Origin of the sequence: Sulfitobacter sp. 1A13496 (assembly GCF_043557225.1) — a bacterium.
Classification (GTDB): domain Bacteria; phylum Pseudomonadota; class Alphaproteobacteria; order Rhodobacterales; family Rhodobacteraceae; genus Sulfitobacter; species Sulfitobacter faviae.
On sequence record NZ_JBIFFP010000001.1, the window covers coordinates 224898 to 244557 of the forward strand.

Sequence of the window (19660 nt, forward strand, 5' to 3'; positions counted from 1 at the left end):
GTCGGCCCGGCACAGCGCTGCCGAGGGCGCCATGCACCAGCTCGGGCTGACGGATACTGCGCCATGTTCTGCGGGATTTGTCAAAATATCCGGCCTGAGTGCTGCGCTTTGCGCGCCAATCTCGGCGGAATGCGGGGGCTGTTTCCGGGCCGGGTGCGTGATCGCCATATTCGCATGAAAACGCCCCTCGCAACGAATCAACGGCACGAGGGGCGGTCTGCTATACCGAGCGCGTGGCACCGGTACCGGGGGGAACTTCTCAGGCGGTCTTGCGGACCGGGGCGTTGCCGGAGCGTTTGGCGATGAAAGCGGCGCGGCGCGCACCGCGGGCCCATGGCATGACGGTGTCGGTTTTGGCCGCTGTCTCGACAACGGATTTGATGAAGCGCGGGTTCTTTTTCATGGCTCTGTTCCTCTTCGGGTCACGCGGGCATCGTTGCATCCACTATCGCAGTGCAATCGGGCCGGTTTTTGACCGTGGGCGAGAAACTTGTGGGAAATTGACGGCTTGGAAGGGCGGTTTTGGGCGCCTTTGCCATACTTCGAAAAGTGTTAATTTTCGGTGGTTTGCAGGGGGTGCGGGAAGCAATGATGCCGCAAAGTGCTGATTGTGCCAGATATCGCGACAGCAATGCGGCGCGAAACGGGCAGGCTTTGCCGCAATCCCGCCCCGTTCAGAGGGTGATCGCCGAGAGCAAGCGCCCATAGTCCGCTTCTTTGGCATGGGTCGTGCGCCGGTAGGAATAGAATCGCGCGGCATCGGCGTAGGTGCAATGCCGCGTCCATTCCGCATGGCCCACACCCGCAGCACGCAGACGGTTCAGGCCAAAGCCCGGCAAGTCGAAATGCAGACGGTCACCTTCGCCTTGGGCAAAGTAACGGGCAAACTCTGGGTCGGCGCTCATGAAATTGTCGAGAAACTCCGGCCCGACCTCATAGGCGCGCTGGCTGATGGAGGGGCCGATCACCGCGGTGATCTTTTCGCGGGTGGCGCCGAGATCGACCATGGCGTCGACCGTCGCCTCGAGTATCCCATCAAGCGCGCCGCGCCAGCCTGCATGGGCCGCGCCCACCACACCAGCCTGCGCATCGGCAAAAAGCACGGGCTGACAGTCAGCGGTCAGGATCGACAGGGCGATGCCGGGGGTTTTGGTGACCAAGGCATCAGCGCGGGGCTTGTCGTCGTGCGGCTCCGTCACCGTGACGACAGTGGCGGAATGCACCTGATGCACGCCGACAAGGTGGTCGGCAGGCAGGCCCATCGCCTCGGCGGCGCGGGCGCGGTTGATGCGCACGATCTCGGACTGGTCCGAGCTGCCGCTGCCGCAGTTCAACCCGGAAAACACGCCCGACGACGCACCGCCACGGCGGGTGAAGAACCCGTGCCGCAAAGGCGCAAGCGCATCGGATGTCAGAATTTCGAGCGTCATACTTCTGTCCCCGGGGGCGGGGTCTGACCTTTTTGGTAGAGCCCCATCACTTTGAACAGGTTTCCCATTTCCGTCGGGTGCGTCAACCGTCGATGTGCGGCAATATGGTTACTGAGCGCGTCGCCGGTCAGCGCCTCGGCCAGTTTCTGCGCGCGGGGGGTGATGCCCAACCGCTCCAGAAAAACGCCTTGGGTGACCACGCGGCTATGGGGGCAGGGGCAGGCGCGGGCCAGCGCCTCGAAATCGACATGGGCGGTCAGATCGGCCTGCCCGGGATTGGCGAGGGGATCGGCGGGGCTGTGGTTCTCCAGCGCTTGCAGCGTGTCGCCCAAGGCGCGCCAATCGCCATAGTCGATGATCAGCCCCGCCCCGCCATGGGCCGCGATGCGGTTGCCGATCTCTTGCATGATCTCCGCCGCCGGGGCGCAAAGCTCGATAAGGTCGCCGTCCTTCGTATCCTCCAGCCGATGGGCAAGGGCGGGCTGTGGGGTCACGGGGCCGAGGCCAAAGGTCAGCGCCCCCTCTGCCGCGCCCACCCGGCGCTCGGCCCAGCCTGCGCCTTGGCGGATGAATTGCCGGATTGGCAGCGCGTCGAAAAACTCATTGGCGATCAGGAACAGCGGCGCATCTGGCAGGTCAGCGGCACTTTCGGCCCAAGTGACCTCGGCCCCTCGCAGCGTCTCGCGCTGCACATCGCGCAAAGACGGAGAGGCTTCGACCAGCGTGACCTGCGCCGCCGCCTGAAACCCCGGCACCCGCGCCGTGGCGCGCAGGATATCGGCCATCAATGTCCCCCGGCCCGGCCCAAGCTCGGCCAGTGTGAAGGGGGAGGGGGCGCCCTGATCCAGCCAGCTTTGCGCCAGCGAAAGGCCGATCAACTCGCCAAACATCTGGCTGATCTCGGGGGCGGTGATGAAATCCCCCTCCGGGCCGAAAGGCGCCCGGGTGGTATAGTACCCCCAGTCGGGATGCAGCAGGCAGGACTGCATATAGGCGTCCAGCCGCATCGGCCCTTCCAGTGCGATCCGTGTGAGCAGATGGTCCTTCAGGCTCATGCCTGCCGCCGCGCTCGGATGATGAGGAAGACGCCCACGGCAATCATCGGCAGCGATAGGATTTGCCCCATGGTCAGCCCCCAGCCGCCGATATGCCAAGCCAGCCCCAGCGGGTTGCCGGGGGTGACGAATTGCGCGTCGGGCTGGCGCAGGAACTCCACCGCGAACCGTGCCGCGCCATAGCCCGCAAGGAAAGTGCCACCGATCAGCCCCGGCATTTTAAGCGCGCCGCGTTTCCACGCCATCCACAGCAGCACGCCGCCCAAGAGCAGCCCCTCCAGCAGCGCCTCATAGAGCTGCGAGGGGTGGCGCGCGCAAATGCCCGCCACATCGGGGCAGAACTGCGCCGCCTCACCGGGGAAGGCCACGCCCCAAGGCAGATCGGTCGGGCGGCCCCACAGTTCGGCATTGATGAAATTCGCGAGCCGCCCCAGAAACAGCCCCGGCGCCAGCCCCAGACAGACCATATCCCCGGTCGAAATCACCGGAATCCGGTGTCGCCATGTATAGAAAAGACCGGCCAGAATGACCCCAAGCGCCCCGCCATGGAAGGACATGCCGCCCTCCCAAAGCTGCAAGATCGCGGCGGGGTTCGACAGGTAATAGGCCGGTTGGTAAAACAGCACATAGCCCAAGCGCCCGCCAAGGATCACGCCCAGAATGACCCAAAAGAGCAGGTCCTCGACCTGACCGGGCTTCATGACTGGCGTGTCGTTCTTCCACAGATGGGGGCGTTTGACCGCCGCAGTGGCAATGCGCCAGCCCAGCAGGATGCCCACGATATAGGCCAGCGCATACCAGCGCAGCGCGAAGGTGGAACCAAACAGGGTCACCGAAAAGATTTCCGGCGCGATATCGGGGAAGGGGAGCATGGCTATCATGCTGCTGATTGAGCAAGGCCGCGCGGGGAAGTCAACCTTGCGAGCAAGGGCGCCGCGCCCCATATAGGGGCTAACAAACCTCCGGAGGCCAGACATGCAGACCCGCAATAAGTTTTTCGATGACGTTTCACAGATGATGACAAACGCGATGGGCGTCGCCCAAGGCGCGAAGGATGAGGCCGAAACTGCCTTCAAGGGCATGCTCGACCGTTGGCTCGCCGATCGTGATTTCGTCACCCGTGAGGAGTTCGACGCGGTGCGCGCCATGGCGCAGAAGGCCCGCGAAGAGAACGAAGCGCTGAAAGCGCGGCTCGACAAGCTCGAAGCCAAGGACTGAGCCTGAGGCCAACTCTGATCGGTCGCCCCAAATTTCGGGGCGGCGATCCCCCGCGCTACACGGGGGTTTTTCTGGCCCGGTAGCTCCCTCCCTCCAATTTATAGACGATTTCCGCGATTTACCCACAAGTTATTGCGGTTATCCCCTATCAATTGTGGTTATCCCCAAGAAAAAACTTGCCAGACTGTTCCGCTGCAAGCACCATATCTTGTATAGGTGATGTGAACCTACACGCCTATTTGTGCAGGCTTCCATGCATGGTGGGCCAAGTCCCGCCCCGTGGAACAGATTGAGAGGTGGCGAAATGGCCCTGTCCGAGCATTACCTTGAAGAAGAAATCCACCCCATTGATATCGTTGAAAATCTCGCGGCCCATCACGATTGGGAATTCGACCGCGTGGCGGATGACCAGATCGCCATGGCGGTCGAGGGGCAGTGGCGGACCTATTCCATCACGCTGGCATGGTCAGCTTACGACGAAACGCTGCGCCTGATCTGCACCTTCGAGATGGAGCCTCCGGCTGAAAAACTGCCGGAACTTTACGAATTGTTAAACCTCGTCAACGATCAATGCTGGGCGGGGGCCTTCAGCTTCTGGGCCGATCAGCAGTTGATGGTCTACCGCTACGGGCTGGTTTTGGCGGGCGGACAGGTCGCGGGGCCAGAGCAGATCGACACGATGATCGGTGCCGCCGTCATGAGCGCGGAACGCTACTATCCTGCGCTGCAATTGCTGGTCTGGGGGGATCAAACCCCCAAGGCCGCGATGGACGTCGCCATTGCAGAGGCTTACGGCCGGGCGTAACAAAGTCCCCGAACAACTTCGGGGGATAGGATGAAAGACGGGAGAGTAGCACGCGACGGTCTGGTTTTGCTGGGCTGTGGCAAAATGGGATCAGCCATGTTGGAGGGCTGGCTGGCGCAGGGGCTGCCGGCAAGCGCGGTTTGGGTCGTTGACCCGAAACCGTCCGATTGGCTGCAAGGCACCGGCGTGAACCTGAACGCCGACCTGCCTGCCGCGCCGGCGGTGGTGCTAGTGGCGGTCAAACCGCAGATGATGGCGGACGCGCTGCCGACGCTTCAGGCGATGGGCAATGGTGAGACGCTGTTCGTCAGCGTCGCGGCGGGCACGACCATCGGCTATTTCGAAAGCGTCCTCGGCGGGGACACGCCCATTGTGCGGGCCATGCCCAACACGCCTGCCGCCATTTCCAAAGGGATCACCGCCATCGTCGGCAACGCCAAGGTGGGCAGCCGGTCTCTGGATGAAGCCGAAACGCTGCTGAGCGCGGTGGGTGAGGTCGTCCGCCTGACCGAGGAGGCGCAGATCGACGCGGTCACCGGGGTCAGCGGCTCCGGCCCGGCCTATGTCTTTCACATGATCGAATGCATGGCCACTGCCGGTGTGGCCCAAGGCCTGCCCGAGGAATTGGCGATGCAATTGGCCAAGGCGACGGTCGCCGGGGCAGGGGCGCTGGCGATGCAGGCTGAAGAGGAACCGGCGCAGTTGCGCGTCAACGTCACCAGCCCCAATGGCACGACCCAAGCGGCGCTTGAGGTTTTGATGGATGAGGCCGACGGTTTCCCGTTCTTGCTGAAACGCGCGGTTGCCGCCGCGGCGGACAGATCGCGGGAGCTGGCCAATGGCTGAGATCACTTTCGACGATTTCCTGAAGGTCGACATTCGCGTCGGCACCGTGACCCGGGCCGAAGCCTTTCCGGAAGCACGCAAGCCGGCGATCAAACTCTGGGTAGATTTCGGCGAGGAGATCGGCGAGCGTAAGACCTCGGCCCAGATCACCGCGCATTATACGCCGGAGACGCTGGTGGGGCGGCAGGTCGTGGCTGTGGTTAATTTCCCCCCACGCCAGATCGGGCCTTTCATGTCCGAGGTGCTGGTGCTCGGCCTGCCCGACCAGGACGGAGAGATCGTGCTTTTGTCGCCCGATCAAAAAGTGCCCGAAGGAGGGCGGATGCATTGAAAAAGATATTGATTGCCAGACCCTTGCCCAAAGAAGTCACCGAAGCGTTAAAGGGCTGCGAAGTGACGGTGCGCGAGGAAACTGCGCCGCTTTCGGGCGAAGAAATGCGCGCCGCGCTGCGCGACTATGACGGGGTGATGCCGACCCTGGGGGATGCTTTCTCGGCCGAGGTTTTCGCCGATGTGCCCGAGCCGCGCTGCAAGATCCTCGCCAATTTCGGCGTCGGTTATAACCACATCGACGCGGCAGCGGCCCGCGCAGCGGGGGTGGAGGTGACCAACACCCCCGGCGCCGTCACCGATGCCACGGCGGATGTCGCCATGACGCTCATGCTGATGTCCGCCCGCCGCGCTGCCGAAGGGGAGCGGCTGGTCCGCTCCGGCGCTTGGGCCGGTTGGCACCCGACGCAGATGCTGGGGCTGCATTTGACCGGCAAACGGGTCGGCATCGTTGGCATGGGCCGGATCGGGCAGGCCATCGCGCGGCGCTGCCACTATGGGTTCGAAATGCAGGTCAGCTATTTCAACCGCAGTGAGAAAGACCTCGATTTTCCCGCTACCCGTGTCGAAAGCCTGCCCGCGCTGGCCGAAGCCGTGGATATGCTCGTCATCGCCGTGCCCGGCGGCGGCGAGACGCGGCATCTGATCGATGGGACTGTTCTCGGCGCGATGCAGCCTCATGCCCATCTGATCAACATCGCCCGCGGCGATGTGGTGCAGGAGGCCGCGTTGATCAAAGCCCTGCAAGCGGGGCGCATTGGCGGTGCGGGTCTGGATGTCTATGAGTTCGAGCCCAAGGTGCCGCAGGCGCTGCGCGATCTCGACAATGTTGTGCTGCTGCCGCATCTCGGCACGGCGGCGCATGAAGTCCGTGTCGATATGGGGCTGATGGCGGTGGCCAATCTGCAAGCCTTCATTGACGGAGAGACCCCGCCAAACCGGGTTTAACCGTCGCCCACAGCGGCGCGCCAGTGTTTGCGGCAGAGCGAGACATAGGTCTCGTTCCCGCCAATCTGCACCTGCGCGCCGTCCCGCATCGCTTGCCCTTCGGCGTCGCGGCGCACGACCATCGTGGCTTTCTTGCCGCAATGGCAAATGGTGCGCACTTCGCGCATCTCATCGGCCAGCGCCAGCAGGGTGGCGGAGCCGGGGAAAAGCTCACCCCGGAAATCGACCCGCAGGCCAAAACACATGATCGGCACGCCCAGATCATCCACCGCGCGGGCCAGTTGCCAGACCTGCTCGACCTCCAAAAACTGCGCCTCATCGACAAAGATACAGGCGCAGGGGCCTTGCTCCAACCGGGCTTCGATCTTGGCCAAAAGGTCTTCGCCCGGGGCGAAAGTATCGGCCTCTTGCCCGATGCCGATACGGGAGGCGATGCGACCTTCGCCCGCGCGGTTGTCGAACTGCGCGGTGAGCAAGAAGGGCACCATGCCGCGTTCCACATAGTTATGCGCCGCTTGAAGCAGCACCGTGGATTTACCGGCGTTCATGGTGGAGTAATTGAAGTAGAGCTTTGCCATGGGCAGGGTGTTACGCCGCCCATGACAGCGGATCAAGATGCAAACCCCGCCCTGATCTTAGGGCCGGGCGCCGCGCGTCAGCCGCGCTTTTTGACGATGACGGAGCCGACGGAATAGCCCGCCCCGAACGAACAGATCAGCCCGGTCTCGCCGTCTTCCAGATCGTCGGAGTTCTTCGCAAAAGCGATGATCGACCCGGCGGAGGAGGTGTTGGCGTAGTCTTGCAGAATGTTGGGCTGTTCGCCTGGCTCAGGCTCACGCCCCAGCACTTTGCGCCCGATGAAATCGTTCATCGACTTATTCGCCTGATGCAGCCAGATGCGCTTGAGGTCGTCGGATTCCAACCCGTTGTCGGCCATATGCCCGCCGATATGCTCGGCCACCATGGGTAATACTTCCTTAAACACTTTGCGCCCATTCTGCATGAACTGCATATCGCGCCGGTCGCTCAGCCCATCGGGGCGGGAGCGGCGGAGGAAGCCGTTGTTGTTGCGGATGTTGTTGGAATATTCGGTCGCGCAGCGGGTCGAGATGACCTCGAAACAGGGGCCGTCGACATCTTCGGCGCGTTCCAGCAGCGTGGCGGTGGCCACGTCACCAAAGATGAAGTGGCAATCGCGGTCACGCCATTCGAGGTGGGCTGAGCAAATCTCGGGGTTCACCACGAGGGCGGAGCGGATGGAGCCGGAGCGGATCATATCCGCCGCCGCCTGAATGCCGAAAGTGGCCGAAGAACAGGCGACGTTCATATCGAAGGCGAAGCCCTTCACGCCAAGAAGCTCCTGAATCTCGATGGCCACGGCAGGATAGGCGCGCTCGAGGTTGGAGGCGGCGCAGATCACCGCGTCCACATCCTCGGCGCTCTTTCCAGCGGCGGCGAGCGCCTTTTGCGCGGCATCAATGGCCATTTCGGCCATGAGAGAAGGCTCCTCATCCGTGCGCTGGCGCAGCAGGGGGTGCATCACATTGGGGTCCAGCACGCCGGATTTATCCATAACATAGCGCTGTTCAATGCCGCTGGCTTTGACGATGAACTCTTCCGAGGAATGCGCCTTGGCCTCTAGGGTGCCCGCTTCGATCGCCTCGGCATTTTCGGCGTTGTAGAGGTCGGCATAGGCGTTGAAGGCTTCGACCAGTTCGGCGTTGGTGATGGTTTGCTGCGGCGTGAAAACGCCCGTACCGGTGATGGCGGCTTGATACATCGCTGTGATCCCTTTCTCTCCAACGGCATGGCTGGTCTGATAAAGCTGAGCAGCCCCGGACGAATTGCAAGGGCCGTTGTCATGTCGGTGCACTTTGATGCAGGGGGAAGCAAGGTGCAGGTTCCATACTTTAGCGAAACCGCGCAGGACTTGCCACGGCTTTGACGGGGCAGACGTGTGAATGCCGCTACAGTTGCGAATTTTGATCGCCCCGGCCCCCGCGCGCTGGCTTGACTATGCAACCGGAAGCGCGCAGTGATTGAGCATTAGCAATCATTAATTGAACGAGAACAGTCAGGGTTTTTTGAGGCAGCGGCCCCTCCGGCGCGTGATTTACAGGTCCACCATCCGCGGATGCCGCAGCCTAAAGCACAGAATTTGCTTACGGATTCAACCTCCGAAAAAGAGAGGTGTCATGAGGCGCAGTACTATCAGTCGAATGCTTTGCGAGGGGGCAAAGCGTTTTCGCAAGGACGAGGGCGGCGGCATGCTGGTCCTCATGTTGGTCGTGTTTTTCGGGATCACGATCTTTGGCGGGCTGGCCGTGGATCTGGCCAACCACGAGCGGACGCGGACCACCTTTCAGACCCATCTCGACAATGCCGTGCTCGCCGCGGCGAGCCTGTCGCAAGACCTCGACCCTGAAGAGGTTGTGCGCAGCTACCTGACTTCCGCCGGGCTTGATGCATCCGAAGTGGTGATCGATTCAAGCGAAGAAAAGATCGGTGGCATTCTGGTGGGGCGGACCGTCGAAGCCTCGCTTCCGGCAGGGCTGAACACCTATTTCTTCCGTTTTTTCGACATCGATTCACTCGGGATGACGATCAGCTCTGAGGCGACCGAACGGGTCGAGGATATCGAGATTTCGCTGGTGTTGGATGTGTCGGGGTCGATGGGGGAGAGGACCAGCGACCGCAGCGGGATCAAGTTGACCCTGCTGAAGAATGCGGCCATCGACTTTGTCGATACGATCCTAAGCGATACCGAAGAGGGACGCGTATCGATTTCGATCATTCCCTATTCGACCAAGGTAAATGCGGGAGAAGCTCTGCTGGGCCAATATTCGACAACCACCGAACATAGCTATTCCCACTGCGTGGATTTCGATGGGAATGACTATAGTTCCTTGGCGATCGACCCCCAACAACAGATGCAACGGACAGGGCACTTCCAGTTCCAGAGCATGTCGAGTTCCAACCAGGAAAGGGGCCAATGGGTTTGCCGTAAAGACGCAGGTTTTGAAATTACTCCTCTGTCAGACTCGGTCGCGGCGCTGAGATCGCAAATCCTCGCTTTGACCGCCGAAGGGTCGACGTCGATCGACGTTGGTGCGAAGTGGGGGCTGGCCTTGCTTGACCCCTCCGCACAGGGGCCGGTGAGCGGCTTGATCGACGCCGGTCTGGTCCCGCAGGAGTTTCAAGGCCGCCCGCACCCACACGGGGCTGATAACAGCATGAAGGTTCTGGTGCTGATGACGGATGGTGAGAACTTTCCGGAATACCGTCTTGAGCCTGAGTATGCTTCCGGCGAGTCGGATGTGATCCGCACCGACTACGGTTCGGTGGTGTTCTATACAGTGGATTCTGCCGAACGCTCCAACGAATACGACGGGGATAATTCCTATCCTGAAGACTACTTTTATGCGACCCACCCTTGGGGCTCTGATCGTAGGTGGGATGATTACACGCTGCTCAACCACCCCAGTCTACGGGACTATAGGGATCAAGGGCAGGAAGAACGGCTCGACTGGCCCGAGGTTTGGGCCGAGATGTCCCCTTATTACTACGGCTATAACCTCTATGGCCGACGGCGGACGACGAACTGGTGGGGCGGATCGCAGACTTGGAGTTCCCGCGCGAACAGTTTTTGGAACGACATGCACGACACCATCAGCGCGAGCGAGAAAGACCGCCGCCTGCGCCAAATCTGCGGCGTCGCGAACACTGCTGGCGTCGTGGTCTATTCCATCGGCATGGATGTCGACAGCACCAACTCCCTCAGCCTTCTGAAAGACTGCGCCTCTTCCGAGGCCCATTACTTCGACGTTCAGGGTCTGGAGATCCAAACCGCCTTCGACATGATCGCGGCGTCCATCTCCATGTTGAGGCTGACCAAATGATCCGCTTCGTCAAAGACCGCTTTCGCCGGTCCGAGGCGGGCGGGGTCACCATTGAGTTCGTCATCCTTTTGCCGCTCGTCTTTTACTTCTTCTTCCTCGCGCTTGAGACGGGGTTGTGGAGCGCGCGTGAGATCATGCTGCGCCGGGCCACGAATTTGGCCGTGCGGGACGTGCGTTTGGCCACCGGTTCTGTGCCAGGCTATGACGCGATGAAGGCGCTGATTTGTGAGCGGTCGGTTTTCGATGCGGGCTGCATCGAGAATATCCGGATCGAGATGCGCGCCATGCCGATTGCCGATTGGGCTGACCTGAGCGGGGCTGCCCCCTGTGTCGACCGGGATGAGGATTTCGACCCAGCAAATGGTTTTCTGCCCGGCCAGCAGAACAATCTGATGATGATGCGGGTCTGTCGTTTGTTCGATCCGCTTTTGCCGGGGACAGGCTTGGGCCGGAAATTGCCCGAAGGGTCGGATGGCACATATGGCGTGCGAGTCACCACCGCTTTCGTGACGGAGCCGCGCGGATGAGGGGGGGCGTATTCAAAGGTTTCGTCCGGTCGGAAGAGGGCAGCCAGACGATTGCCTTTCTGGTTCTGCTGCCGTTGTTGGTCTGGTCGATCATGGCGATGCTGACCTTTACCGATGCCTTTCGGGTGCGTGGGATGGCGACCGATGCCACCGCCGTCATCGCCGACAGCCTGTCGCGGCAGACGACGCCGATCAACGCCGCTGATCTCTTGGGCCTGCAATCGGTGGCGGAGCAGCTCACTGGTTACGAAGTCTCTCTGCGCGTCACGCAGGTGCGGTGCATTCTGAATTGCGACAGTCTGGACCGCCGGATTTTGGCGGTGGATTTCTCGCAAGGCATCGGGCTGGACAGCCTGCTCGACATCGACTTTATCGCGGGGCTTTCGCGTGAACGGGTGCCGCTGATGGCCAATGGTGACCGTCTGGTGCTGGTGGAGACTTCTTTCATGCACGAGCCGATTGCGCAGATCGGCTTGGAGGGCACGGAGGTCAACGTCTCGCATGCCACACGGATGCGTTTCGCGCCTCAGCTTTGCTGGATCCGGTGCATCATCAGCTAGGCGGGCACCGATGCCCAAATGCGAAAGGGGCCGCCCGATGGGCAGCCCCTTTTTCTTATCCCTGAAGCGCTTTCACGCCGATCGCATCCTCGGCCTGCGCCTTGATTGCCAATGCGGCGGCATGGGCGCCTGCGGCGGTGGTGAAATAGGGGATCTTGTCGTAAAGCGCGATAGAGCGGATCGACTTGCTGTCTTCGACCGCCTGTGCGCCTTCGGTGGTGTTCATCACCAGATGCACCTCGCCGTTCTTCATCATATCGGTGATGTCGGGGCGCCCCTCATAGACCTTGTTCACCACATCGCAGGCATGGCCATTGGCGGTGAGCCATTCCGCCGTGCCACGGGTGCCGATGAGGGTAAAGCCTTGGTCCAGCAGGATCTTCGCCGCATCCAGCATGTTCTGGCCCTTATCCGCATCCTTGACCGACAGGAAGGCGCAGCCCTTGCGCGGCAGCGGGTTGCCCGCGCCCATTTGCGCCTTGAGGAAGGCGCGGGGGAAGTCGCGGTCCCAGCCCATGACCTCACCGGTGGAGCGCATTTCTGGTCCCAGCAGCGTGTCGACGCCGGGGAAACGGGCGAAAGGCAGCACGGCCTCCTTGACTGAGAACCAAGGCATATTGGGGTCGGCCAGCGTCATCGGGTCGCCCAAGGGCAACGTGTCTTCGTAAGCCGCCTGATCGGGGTAGGCGGGGCGCTGCGGGAAGTTGCTCAGCGGCTCACCAGCCATGATCCGCGCGGCGATGGAGGCGATGGCGCTATCGGTCGCCTTGGCCACGAAGGGCACGGTGCGCGAGGCACGGGGGTTCACCTCGATGAGGTAAATCTCGCCGTCTTTCACCGCGAACTGGATGTTCATCAGGCCCACAACGTTGAGCGCTTTGGCCAGCGCGCGGGTCTGCTCTTCGACCTCTTCGATCACCTCACGCGGCAGCGAATAGGGCGGCAGCGAACAAGCGCTGTCGCCGGAGTGGACACCCGCCTCTTCGATGTGCTGCATGATGCCCGCCACATGGACATTCTCACCATCGCAGAGCGCGTCGACGTCAAGCTCCACCGCGCCCGACAGGTAGCTGTCGAGCAGCACCGGGCTGTCGCCCGAGACCACCACGGCATTGGTGATGTAGCGCTCAAGGCTGGCCTGATCGCGGACGATCTCCATCGCACGGCCGCCCAGCACGTAGGAGGGGCGGATCACCAGTGGGAAGCCGATCTCCTTGGCGATCTCCATCGCCTCTGCATCGGAATGGGCGATGCCATTGCGCGGCTGTTTCAGGCCGAGGTTCAGCACAAGCTGCTGGAAACGCTCACGGTCTTCGGCCAGATCGATCATGTCGGGCGTGGTGCCGAGGATCGGAATGCCCGCTTCTTGCAAACCGTTGGCGAGCTTCAGCGGGGTCTGGCCGCCGAACTGGACGATGACGCCGTGTAGTGTGCCGTTCTCCTGCTCGACGCGCAGGATTTCCATGACATGCTCAAAGGTGAGCGGCTCGAAATACAGGCGGTCCGAGGTGTCATAGTCGGTCGAAACCGTCTCGGGGTTGCAGTTGACCATGATGGTCTCGTAGCCCGCATCGGTCAGCGCATAGCAGGCGTGGCAGCAGCAATAGTCGAACTCGATGCCCTGACCGATCCGGTTCGGGCCTCCGCCGAGGATGACGACCTTCTTGCGGTCCGAAGGCCGCGCCTCGCATTCCGCCTCGCCCATCAGCGGGGTCTCATAGGTGGAGTACATGTAGGGCGTCTGCGCCTCGAACTCGGCGGCGCAGGTGTCGATGCGTTTGAACACGGCCTTGACGCCAAGTGCCAGCCGCGCGTCGCGGACCTGTGCCTCGCGGCTGTCGGTCAGCATGGCGAGGCGGGCATCGGTGAAGCCCATCATTTTCAACTCGCGGAAGGTATCGGCGTCGCTTGGCAGGCCGCCCGTGCGAACGCCTTCCTCGGCCTCGATAATCTCGCGGATGCGGGCAAGGAACCAGGGGTCGAACATCGTATGCGCGTGCAGATCGTCGTCGGACATGCCGTGGCGCATCGCTTGGGCGATGGTGCGCATCCGGTCGGGCGTGGGCGCCGATACGGCTTTGATAAGCGCCGCCATATTCTCGGGCGCGTCGCCGGGCAGGTCGCTGTTGAGACCGACAATTTCCACCTCGTCAAAGCCTGTGAGGCCCGATTCCATCGACGCCAGCGCCTTCTGCAGGCTTTCGTGGATGGTGCGGCCAATGGCCATGGTCTCACCCACCGATTTCATCGCGGTGGTCAGGTTCGGCTCGGCGCCGGGGAATTTCTCAAAGGCGAATTTGGGGATCTTGGTGACCACATAGTCGATGGTCGGCTCGAAGGAGGCGGGGGTGACGCCGGTGATGTCGTTGTCGAGCTCATCCAGCGTGAAGCCCACGGCGAGCTTCGCGGCGATCTTGGCGATGGGGAAACCCGTGGCCTTGGACGCCAGCGCCGAGGAGCGGCTGACGCGCGGGTTCATCTCGATCACGACCATGCGGCCATCGGCGGGGTTCACGGCCCATTGCACGTTGGAGCCGCCGGTCTCCACCCCGATCTCGCGCAGCACCGCGATGGAGTGGTTGCGCATGATCTGGTATTCTTTGTCAGTCAGCGTCAGCGCAGGGGCCACGGTGATGCTGTCGCCGGTGTGCACGCCCATCGGGTCGATGTTCTCGATCGAGCAGACGATGATGGCGTTGTCGGCGGTGTCGCGCACCACCTCCATCTCGTATTCCTTCCAACCCAGCAGGCTCTCGTCGACGAGGATCTGGCCCATCGGCGAGGCATCCATGCCCGAGCGGCAGTAGAACTCATAATCCTCGCGGTTGTAGGCCACGCCGCCGCCGGTGCCGCCCATGGTGAAGGCGGGGCGGATGATCGCCGGAAGGCCCACGTATTCCAGTGCCTCGAGCGCGAGGTTCACGCCCGCGGCGAGGTCTTTCTTACCGTCTTCGCGCTTGGGCGCGGTGACGATGGTGGCCTTGGGGTTTTCGATGCCCAGACGGTCCATCGCTTCGCGGAACAGCTTGCGGTCTTCGGCCATCTCGATGGCCTCGCGTTTGGCCCCGATCATCTCGACGCCGAATTTCTCAAGCACGCCCATCTCTTCGAGCGCGAGCGAGGTGTTCAGCCCGGTCTGGCCGCCCATGGTGGGCAGCAGCGCATCGGGGCGCTCTTTCTCGATGATCTTGGCGACGATTTCGGGCGTGATGGGCTCGATATAGGTGGCATCGGCGAGCCCGGGATCGGTCATGATCGTGGCCGGGTTGGAGTTGACGAGGATGACGCGGTAGCCTTCCTCTTTCAGCGCTTTACAGGCTTGGGCGCCGGAATAGTCGAACTCGCAGGCTTGTCCGATGACAATCGGCCCCGCACCAATGATCATGATCGACTGGATGTCGGTACGTTTCGGCATGGCGGCCCCCTAATTTTGCAAATTGTCCTGCCTTATAGGGATGGCGGCACGGGCTGCAAGGGGGGAATGGCTTTGACGGCCCCAGAAATAAGGGCGGGGCCGTCTGTTCAACCTTTGCGGGCGCTATGAAGGGGCGATCCGCCGGGGCGGAAGGGGTCAGCCCGCGGGCGCGGCCCCTTCGGCGTTTAGAAAGATGCGCAGGGTGGCTTCGAACTCGCGCGGTTTCTCTGCGTGCAGCCAATGCCCCGCGCCGGGGATTTTGGCAAAGCGCGCCTGCGGGAAAAGCGCCTTGATTGGCTCGCGATGTTCGGGTTGGACATAGTCCGACGCACCGCCAGACAGGAACAGGGTCGGCCCCGTGAACTGGCCATCGGCGTCTTCGGGCCAGCCAACGATCTTGGGCATCTCCGCCTCAAGCGCGTCAAGATTCAACCGCCAGCGTTTGCCGGGCAGGTCGAGCGATTGGGTGAAAAAGCTCTGCAACGCGCGCTCCACCCCCGCCTCGGCCAATTGCGCCTCGGCGTCCGAGCGGCGCTCGACCCCGCTTAGGTCCACGCCGCGCATGGCGTCGATGAACATTTGCTGCGTGTGGCCATAGGTGACGGGCGCGATATCGGCGACGATCACCCGGCGCAGCAGATCGGGCTGGGTCAGCGCCAGCATCATCACCGCCTTGCCGCCCATGGAGTGGCCGCAGATGTCCACCGGGCCGCCCAGATGCGTGATTACCTCGGCCAGATCCTGCGCCATCTCGGGGTAGCTATGGGTGTCGTGATGCGGGCTGCTGCCGTGGTTGCGCATGTCCACCGTGACGACATGGCGCTCGTCTGACAGGCGTTTCGCGATGACGCCCCAGTTGCGGCCAGAGCCATAGAGGCCATGGACAATCAGCAGGGTCGGGCGGTCGGCGGCGGCTTCGCCATATTCGGAGTAATTTAACATGTGGGCAAATTTAAGGGCATTGCAGCCCGGGGACCAGAGCGATTAGATGCGCCCATGATTGACCGCCAAAATTTCGACACCCGCGCCGAGGCGCTGCGCCCTCTGTTCGAGGACCGTCTGCGCATCAAGGCCCGCGATCTGCGCGAGGCGTTTCACCGCGCCGGACCAGAGCTGCCGCGCGGCGTTCGTGGTGACGGGGTGTTGCTCAGCAAGACCGAGCATTTGGTCGGCAATCCCCACATTGCCCGTCAGTTGGAAGATGCCCCGGTTTGGGCTGCCTTCAACCGGGTTGCGGCGCATTTGAAAGAGATCGACCCCAAGGCTCGGCGACGCGGCATCATCCTCGACCGTTTGGCCGGGGTGGCCTTCAACATCCTTGTGGTCATCGTGGGCTTCGTGATCTGGCTTTGGTGGCGCGGCTACGTTTAAGCCGCCGCGCCTAAGGGCTCAGGCCGGGTCGTAATCCGCGTCCGTTACCTTTTCCATCCATTCGACCGCCTCACCGACCTGTGCCTCTTGCAGGGCGATATGGGTCATGGCGCTGTCGGGCGCGGCGCCGTGCCAGTGTTTCTCTCCGGGGCCGAACCAGACGACATCGCCCTTGTTCAACGTTTGCACCGGGCTGCCTTCGGTCTGGGCGCGGCCTGTGCCTTCGGTAACGATCAGGGTCTGGCCCAGAGGGTGGACATGCCACGCGGTGCGCGCGCCGGGCTGAAAGGTTACCGTCACCCCGCGCAGGCGGGCGGGGGCGGGGGCCGAGATCAGCGGCGTCATCTCGACCTCTCCGGTGAAGTAATCGTCAGGGCCGGGTTCAGAGGGGCGGCTGCCCTTGGGGTGAATGATCATGCGGTTCTCCTTTGCAGAAGAATGTGGCGCGGGGAGGGGGGATCGGCAAGGGGGCTGTCTGGCGATGATCGCCCGGAATCAAGGCGCTTTGCGCCGCCGGGCAGCGCTCGACCGCCCATGGGCGGGCGCTTTTGCTGCCGGGCACATCACCTTGGCCGCAGATCGTGGATGAGAGATAAAGGGGTAGGAACGCAGGTTGCGATGCCCACCCGCGGTCGGGCGCCGCCCGGCCGGAGGGTAAAGTGGCCCCCGCATCGCTGCGAGGGCCAGAGAGCTTACAGGTTCGGATACATCGGGAAACGCTGGCACAGCGCTTCGACTTCGGCTTTCACCTTGGCCTCGACCTCGGCATTGCCATCGGCACCATTGGCCGCCAGCCCGTCGACCACTTCGATGATCCAATCGGCGATCTGGCGGAACTCGGCCTCACCAAAGCCGCGTGTCGTGCCCGCGGGGGAGCCGAGACGGATGCCGCTGGTCACCATCGGTTTCTCGGGGTCGAAGGGCACGCCGTTCTTGTTGCAGGTGATCTGCGCGCGGCCCAGAGCCTTCTCGGTGTCGTTGCCCTTCACGCCTTTCGGGCGCAGATCGACCAGCACAACATGGGTGTCGGTGCCATGGGTCACGGTGTCGAGGCCGCCTTTGATCAACTGATCCGACAGCGCCTGCGCATTGGCGATGACCTGTTTGGCATAGGCTTTGAATTCAGGCTGCTGCGCTTCGCCAAAGGCCACAGCCTTGGCCGCGATCACATGCATCAGGGGGCCGCCCTGAATGCCGGGGAAGATGGCGGAGTTGATCTTTTTCGAGATCGCCTCGTCATTGGTCAAGATCATGCCGCCGCGCGGGCCGCGCAGGGTCTTGTGGGTCGTGGTCGTCGCCACATGCGCATGGGGGAAGGGGGAGGGATGCTCACCCGCTGCCACGAGGCCCGCGAAATGCGCCATGTCGACGAGCAGATAGGCGCCAACGCTGTCGGCAATCTCGCGCATTTTGGCAAAGTCGATCTGACGTGGGATGGCAGAGCCACCGGCGATGATCATTTTGGGCTGATGCTCTTTCGCCAATTCGGCGACTTGGTCGTAGTCCAGCAGGTTGTCCTGCTTGCGCACACCGTATTGCACGGCGTTGAACCATTTGCCCGACTGGTTCGGCTTGGCCCCGTGGGTCAGGTGGCCGCCGGCATCAAGGCTCATCCCCAGAATGGTGTCGCCCGGTTGCAGCAGCGCTGTGAAGACACCTTGGTTCGCTTGGCTGCCGGAGTTCGGCTGCACATTGGCGAACTGGCAATCGAACAGCGCGCAGGCGCGTTCGATGGCGAGGTTCTCGGCCACGTCGACATGCTCACAGCCGCCATAGTAGCGGCGGCCCGGATAGCCTTCGGCGTATTTGTTGGTCATGATGCTGCCCTGCGCCTCTAGCACCGCAGCGGAAACGATGTTCTCGCTGGCGATCAACTCGATCTCGTCGCGCTGGCGGCCCAGTTCGGCATCGATCGCAGCGGCGAGGGCGGGGTCGGAATCAGCGAGAGATTTGGTGAAGAAATCGGACATCAGGGGATCCTCATTGGAGCTGGTTTCGCGTGTTGCCTATCGGAAACCCGGCCTAAGGTGAAGGCTGTAAACCGACAGGTTGCAAGATATGTGCGTCAACACTGGTGGCGCACGGAATAATGTGATTGTTTTGGCCCCAAACGCCGATGATCGGAAACTTCGCCGGAATGAGCCTGCTGACATGTCCTTAAAGATCGCTTTTGTGGCCAGCCGGGCCAGCGTGGCACAGACGGCGCGGGCCGCTTTGATCGGGCGGTATGGCGATGTGCCACTGCGTCAGGCCGAGGTGATCGTGGCGCTTGGGGGCGACGGGTTCATGCTGCATACGCTGCACAGCACCCAAGACATGGACGCGCCGGTCTATGGGATGAACCGGGGCACCATCGGCTTTTTGATGAACGCCTACCGCGAGGGCGACCTGCAAGCGCGGCTTGCAGCGGCGGAAGAGGCGGTGATCAACCCTCTGGTCATGCGCGCCACGCATATTGACGGGACCATCTCGACCGCGCTGGCGATCAACGAGGTGTCTTTGCTGCGCGCGGGGCCGCAGGCGGCCAAGCTGCGCATCACGATCGACGGGCGCCAGCGGATGGAGGAACTGGTCTGCGACGGGGCGCTGGTGGCGACCCCTGCGGGCTCCACCGCCTATAACTACTCCGCCCATGGGCCGATCCTGCCCATCGGTTCTGACGTTTTGGCTTTGACCCCGATTGCCGCCTTCCGCCCGCGCCGCTGGCGTGGGGCCTTGTTGCCGAAACGGGCCACGGTGCGTTTCGATGTGCAAGAACCGCAGAAACGCCCCGTGATGGCCGATGCCGACGGCCAGTCGCACCGCGATGTCACGACGGTTGAAGTTTCCTCGGACCCCAGTGTCAGCCACCGGATCCTCTTCGATCCCGGCCATGGGCTGGAAGAGCGGTTGATCTCGGAACAGTTTAACTGACCGGGAAGGGCGGCGCCTTTCCGCCGCACCTCGCGCCCGCCGGAACCCTGACTTCGCGTCAGCGTTGAGCCTGCAAGAGCGGGATCCTCCCGCGTCTTAACAGCCGAAGAAAGGAGACCTAAGATGAATTGGGACCGTATCGAAGGCAATTGGAACCAGATGACCGGCGCGGTGAAATCGCAATGGGGCGATCTGACGGACGACGAAATCGCCGAAGCCCGTGGAAATCGCGAGCAGCTGGTGGGTAAGATTCAAGAACGCTATGGCATCGCCAAAGACGAGGCCGAGCGTCAAGTCGATGACTTCGCCGCGAAATACTGAGTTTCGTCGGCAGAATTAAAAA

21 protein-coding genes are annotated in these 19660 nt (G+C 62.4%); 11 read left to right on the forward strand and 10 right to left on the reverse strand.

Annotated elements, in window-relative coordinates:
- Window positions 1-259: 259 nt before the first annotated feature.
- The 4 genes from ACGYLX_RS01140 to lgt all read right to left on the reverse strand — a co-directional run bounded on the left by ACGYLX_RS01140 (window position 260) and on the right by lgt (window position 3366).
- Complete coding sequence (locus ACGYLX_RS01140; protein WP_169306083.1) at window positions 260-403, reverse strand: hypothetical protein; 144 nt, start codon at window positions 401-403, stop codon at window positions 260-262.
- A 271-nt stretch (window positions 404-674) separates the two neighbouring features.
- Window positions 675-1430, reverse strand: a complete 756-nt coding sequence (gene pgeF / locus ACGYLX_RS01145) for a peptidoglycan editing factor PgeF (protein WP_394433750.1) — start codon at window positions 1428-1430, stop codon at window positions 675-677.
- Window positions 1427-2485, reverse strand: coding sequence for a class I SAM-dependent methyltransferase (locus ACGYLX_RS01150; RefSeq protein WP_394446891.1), 1059 nt, complete (start codon window positions 2483-2485; stop codon window positions 1427-1429). Before ACGYLX_RS01150 ends, pgeF begins: the two co-directional genes overlap by 4 nt.
- Complete coding sequence (gene lgt / locus ACGYLX_RS01155) at window positions 2482-3366, reverse strand: prolipoprotein diacylglyceryl transferase (protein ID WP_394446893.1); 885 nt, start codon at window positions 3364-3366, stop codon at window positions 2482-2484. The genes ACGYLX_RS01150 and lgt overlap by 4 nt, the downstream gene beginning before the upstream one ends.
- Before the next feature lie 94 nt (window positions 3367-3460).
- Here lgt and ACGYLX_RS01160 point away from each other — a divergent pair, with 94 nt between their 5' ends.
- The 5 genes from ACGYLX_RS01160 to ACGYLX_RS01180 all read left to right on the forward strand — a co-directional run bounded on the left by ACGYLX_RS01160 (window position 3461) and on the right by ACGYLX_RS01180 (window position 6632).
- Entirely contained in the window at window positions 3461-3703 is a 243-nt protein-coding gene (locus ACGYLX_RS01160) for an accessory factor UbiK family protein (RefSeq protein ID WP_067267308.1), read from the forward strand.
- Window positions 3704-4007: 304 nt separating this feature from the next.
- Complete coding sequence (locus ACGYLX_RS01165; RefSeq protein ID WP_209218247.1) at window positions 4008-4508, forward strand: YbjN domain-containing protein; 501 nt, start codon at window positions 4008-4010, stop codon at window positions 4506-4508.
- 30 nt (window positions 4509-4538) lie between these two features.
- A complete protein-coding gene (gene proC, locus ACGYLX_RS01170; RefSeq protein WP_394446896.1) occupies window positions 4539-5354 on the forward strand; it encodes a pyrroline-5-carboxylate reductase in 816 nt (271 codons plus the stop codon).
- Complete coding sequence (locus ACGYLX_RS01175; protein ID WP_394446898.1) at window positions 5347-5685, forward strand: tRNA-binding protein; 339 nt, start codon at window positions 5347-5349, stop codon at window positions 5683-5685. Before proC ends, ACGYLX_RS01175 begins: the two co-directional genes overlap by 8 nt.
- Window positions 5682-6632, forward strand: coding sequence for a 2-hydroxyacid dehydrogenase (locus ACGYLX_RS01180; RefSeq protein WP_394446900.1), 951 nt, complete (start codon window positions 5682-5684; stop codon window positions 6630-6632). The genes ACGYLX_RS01175 and ACGYLX_RS01180 overlap by 4 nt, the downstream gene beginning before the upstream one ends.
- Here the strand turns inward: ACGYLX_RS01180 and ACGYLX_RS01185 are convergent.
- Together ACGYLX_RS01185 and ACGYLX_RS01190 are read right to left on the reverse strand one after the other, a co-directional pair.
- On the reverse strand, window positions 6629-7210 hold the full coding sequence (locus ACGYLX_RS01185; RefSeq protein WP_067267300.1) for a thymidine kinase: 582 nt from the start codon (window positions 7208-7210) through the stop codon (window positions 6629-6631). The two genes, ACGYLX_RS01180 and ACGYLX_RS01185, sit on opposite strands and share 4 nt — an antisense overlap.
- A 77-nt stretch (window positions 7211-7287) precedes the next feature.
- Window positions 7288-8412, reverse strand: coding sequence for a beta-ketoacyl-ACP synthase III (locus tag ACGYLX_RS01190; protein ID WP_394446902.1), 1125 nt, complete (start codon window positions 8410-8412; stop codon window positions 7288-7290).
- A 415-nt stretch (window positions 8413-8827) separates the two neighbouring features.
- Here ACGYLX_RS01190 and ACGYLX_RS01195 point away from each other — a divergent pair, with 415 nt between their 5' ends.
- Genes ACGYLX_RS01195 through ACGYLX_RS01205 form a run of 3 tightly spaced genes read left to right on the forward strand, consistent with a single transcriptional unit; the run spans window position 8828 to window position 11618 of the window.
- On the forward strand, window positions 8828-10531 hold the full coding sequence (locus ACGYLX_RS01195; protein WP_394446904.1) for a pilus assembly protein TadG-related protein: 1704 nt from the start codon (window positions 8828-8830) through the stop codon (window positions 10529-10531).
- Window positions 10528-11058, forward strand: coding sequence for a TadE/TadG family type IV pilus assembly protein (locus ACGYLX_RS01200; protein WP_067267295.1), 531 nt, complete (start codon window positions 10528-10530; stop codon window positions 11056-11058). The genes ACGYLX_RS01195 and ACGYLX_RS01200 overlap by 4 nt, the downstream gene beginning before the upstream one ends.
- Window positions 11055-11618, forward strand: coding sequence for a TadE/TadG family type IV pilus assembly protein (locus ACGYLX_RS01205; protein ID WP_394410372.1), 564 nt, complete (start codon window positions 11055-11057; stop codon window positions 11616-11618). The genes ACGYLX_RS01200 and ACGYLX_RS01205 overlap by 4 nt, the downstream gene beginning before the upstream one ends.
- A 55-nt stretch (window positions 11619-11673) precedes the next feature.
- Here the strand turns inward: ACGYLX_RS01205 and carB are convergent, their stop codons facing one another.
- Both carB and ACGYLX_RS01215 read right to left on the reverse strand, forming a co-directional pair.
- Window positions 11674-15033 (reverse strand): carbamoyl-phosphate synthase large subunit, encoded by a 3360-nt coding sequence (carB, locus tag ACGYLX_RS01210; protein ID WP_394446906.1) that lies wholly within the window; start codon window positions 15031-15033, stop codon window positions 11674-11676.
- Window positions 15034-15189: 156 nt separating this feature from the next.
- Window positions 15190-15975 carry an alpha/beta fold hydrolase gene (locus ACGYLX_RS01215; RefSeq protein WP_394446908.1) on the reverse strand — a complete coding sequence of 262 codons (786 nt, stop codon included), beginning with the start codon at window positions 15973-15975 and terminating at the stop codon, window positions 15190-15192.
- 54 nt (window positions 15976-16029) lie between these two features.
- On the opposite strand from ACGYLX_RS01215, the gene ACGYLX_RS01220 reads away from it, so the two are divergent.
- Window positions 16030-16404: a hypothetical protein gene (locus ACGYLX_RS01220; protein WP_394446910.1), complete on the forward strand. Its 375-nt coding sequence runs from the start codon at window positions 16030-16032 to the stop codon at window positions 16402-16404.
- Window positions 16405-16422: 18 nt separating this feature from the next.
- On the opposite strand, the gene ACGYLX_RS01225 is transcribed toward ACGYLX_RS01220, so the two are convergent.
- Together ACGYLX_RS01225 and glyA are read right to left on the reverse strand one after the other, a co-directional pair.
- Window positions 16423-16821, reverse strand: coding sequence for a cupin domain-containing protein (locus ACGYLX_RS01225; RefSeq protein WP_271693095.1), 399 nt, complete (start codon window positions 16819-16821; stop codon window positions 16423-16425).
- A gap of 275 nt (window positions 16822-17096) precedes the next feature.
- Complete coding sequence (gene glyA, locus ACGYLX_RS01230; protein ID WP_394446912.1) at window positions 17097-18374, reverse strand: serine hydroxymethyltransferase; 1278 nt, start codon at window positions 18372-18374, stop codon at window positions 17097-17099.
- A 181-nt stretch (window positions 18375-18555) separates the two neighbouring features.
- Between glyA and ACGYLX_RS01235 the strand changes: the two genes are divergently transcribed.
- Both ACGYLX_RS01235 and ACGYLX_RS01240 read left to right on the forward strand, forming a co-directional pair.
- A complete protein-coding gene (locus ACGYLX_RS01235) occupies window positions 18556-19317 on the forward strand; it encodes an NAD kinase (protein ID WP_067267283.1) in 762 nt (253 codons plus the stop codon).
- Window positions 19318-19440: 123 nt separating this feature from the next.
- Window positions 19441-19638: a CsbD family protein gene (locus ACGYLX_RS01240; protein WP_067267282.1), complete on the forward strand. Its 198-nt coding sequence runs from the start codon at window positions 19441-19443 to the stop codon at window positions 19636-19638.
- The last annotated feature ends 22 nt before the right edge of the window (window positions 19639-19660 follow it).

What these genes read in the sequence shown, in the direction of transcription:
- ACGYLX_RS01190 (WP_394446902.1), bottom strand. Translation starts at nt 8,412, where the DNA reads ATGTATCAAGCCGCCATCACCGGTACGGGCGTTTTCACGCCGCAGCAA.
- ACGYLX_RS01215 (WP_394446908.1), bottom strand. Translation starts at nt 15,975, where the DNA reads ATGTTAAATTACTCCGAATATGGCGAAGCCGCCGCCGACCGCCCGACC.
- ACGYLX_RS01160 (WP_067267308.1), top strand. Translation starts at nt 3,461, where the DNA reads ATGCAGACCCGCAATAAGTTTTTCGATGACGTTTCACAGATGATGACA.
- proC (WP_394446896.1), top strand. Translation starts at nt 4,539, where the DNA reads ATGAAAGACGGGAGAGTAGCACGCGACGGTCTGGTTTTGCTGGGCTGT.
- ACGYLX_RS01235 (WP_067267283.1), top strand. Translation starts at nt 18,556, where the DNA reads ATGTCCTTAAAGATCGCTTTTGTGGCCAGCCGGGCCAGCGTGGCACAG.
- ACGYLX_RS01200 (WP_067267295.1), top strand. Translation starts at nt 10,528, where the DNA reads ATGATCCGCTTCGTCAAAGACCGCTTTCGCCGGTCCGAGGCGGGCGGG.
- ACGYLX_RS01195 (WP_394446904.1), top strand. Translation starts at nt 8,828, where the DNA reads ATGAGGCGCAGTACTATCAGTCGAATGCTTTGCGAGGGGGCAAAGCGT.
- ACGYLX_RS01205 (WP_394410372.1), top strand. Translation starts at nt 11,055, where the DNA reads ATGAGGGGGGGCGTATTCAAAGGTTTCGTCCGGTCGGAAGAGGGCAGC.
- ACGYLX_RS01225 (WP_271693095.1), bottom strand. Translation starts at nt 16,821, where the DNA reads ATGATCATTCACCCCAAGGGCAGCCGCCCCTCTGAACCCGGCCCTGAC.
- carB (WP_394446906.1), bottom strand. Translation starts at nt 15,033, where the DNA reads ATGCCGAAACGTACCGACATCCAGTCGATCATGATCATTGGTGCGGGG.
- glyA (WP_394446912.1), bottom strand. Translation starts at nt 18,374, where the DNA reads ATGTCCGATTTCTTCACCAAATCTCTCGCTGATTCCGACCCCGCCCTC.
- ACGYLX_RS01165 (WP_209218247.1), top strand. Translation starts at nt 4,008, where the DNA reads ATGGCCCTGTCCGAGCATTACCTTGAAGAAGAAATCCACCCCATTGAT.
- pgeF (WP_394433750.1), bottom strand. Translation starts at nt 1,430, where the DNA reads ATGACGCTCGAAATTCTGACATCCGATGCGCTTGCGCCTTTGCGGCAC.
- ACGYLX_RS01150 (WP_394446891.1), bottom strand. Translation starts at nt 2,485, where the DNA reads ATGAGCCTGAAGGACCATCTGCTCACACGGATCGCACTGGAAGGGCCG.
- ACGYLX_RS01175 (WP_394446898.1), top strand. Translation starts at nt 5,347, where the DNA reads ATGGCTGAGATCACTTTCGACGATTTCCTGAAGGTCGACATTCGCGTC.
- ACGYLX_RS01240 (WP_067267282.1), top strand. Translation starts at nt 19,441, where the DNA reads ATGAATTGGGACCGTATCGAAGGCAATTGGAACCAGATGACCGGCGCG.
- ACGYLX_RS01140 (WP_169306083.1), bottom strand. Translation starts at nt 403, where the DNA reads ATGAAAAAGAACCCGCGCTTCATCAAATCCGTTGTCGAGACAGCGGCC.
- ACGYLX_RS01220 (WP_394446910.1), top strand. Translation starts at nt 16,030, where the DNA reads ATGATTGACCGCCAAAATTTCGACACCCGCGCCGAGGCGCTGCGCCCT.
- ACGYLX_RS01185 (WP_067267300.1), bottom strand. Translation starts at nt 7,210, where the DNA reads ATGGCAAAGCTCTACTTCAATTACTCCACCATGAACGCCGGTAAATCC.
- lgt (WP_394446893.1), bottom strand. Translation starts at nt 3,366, where the DNA reads ATGATAGCCATGCTCCCCTTCCCCGATATCGCGCCGGAAATCTTTTCG.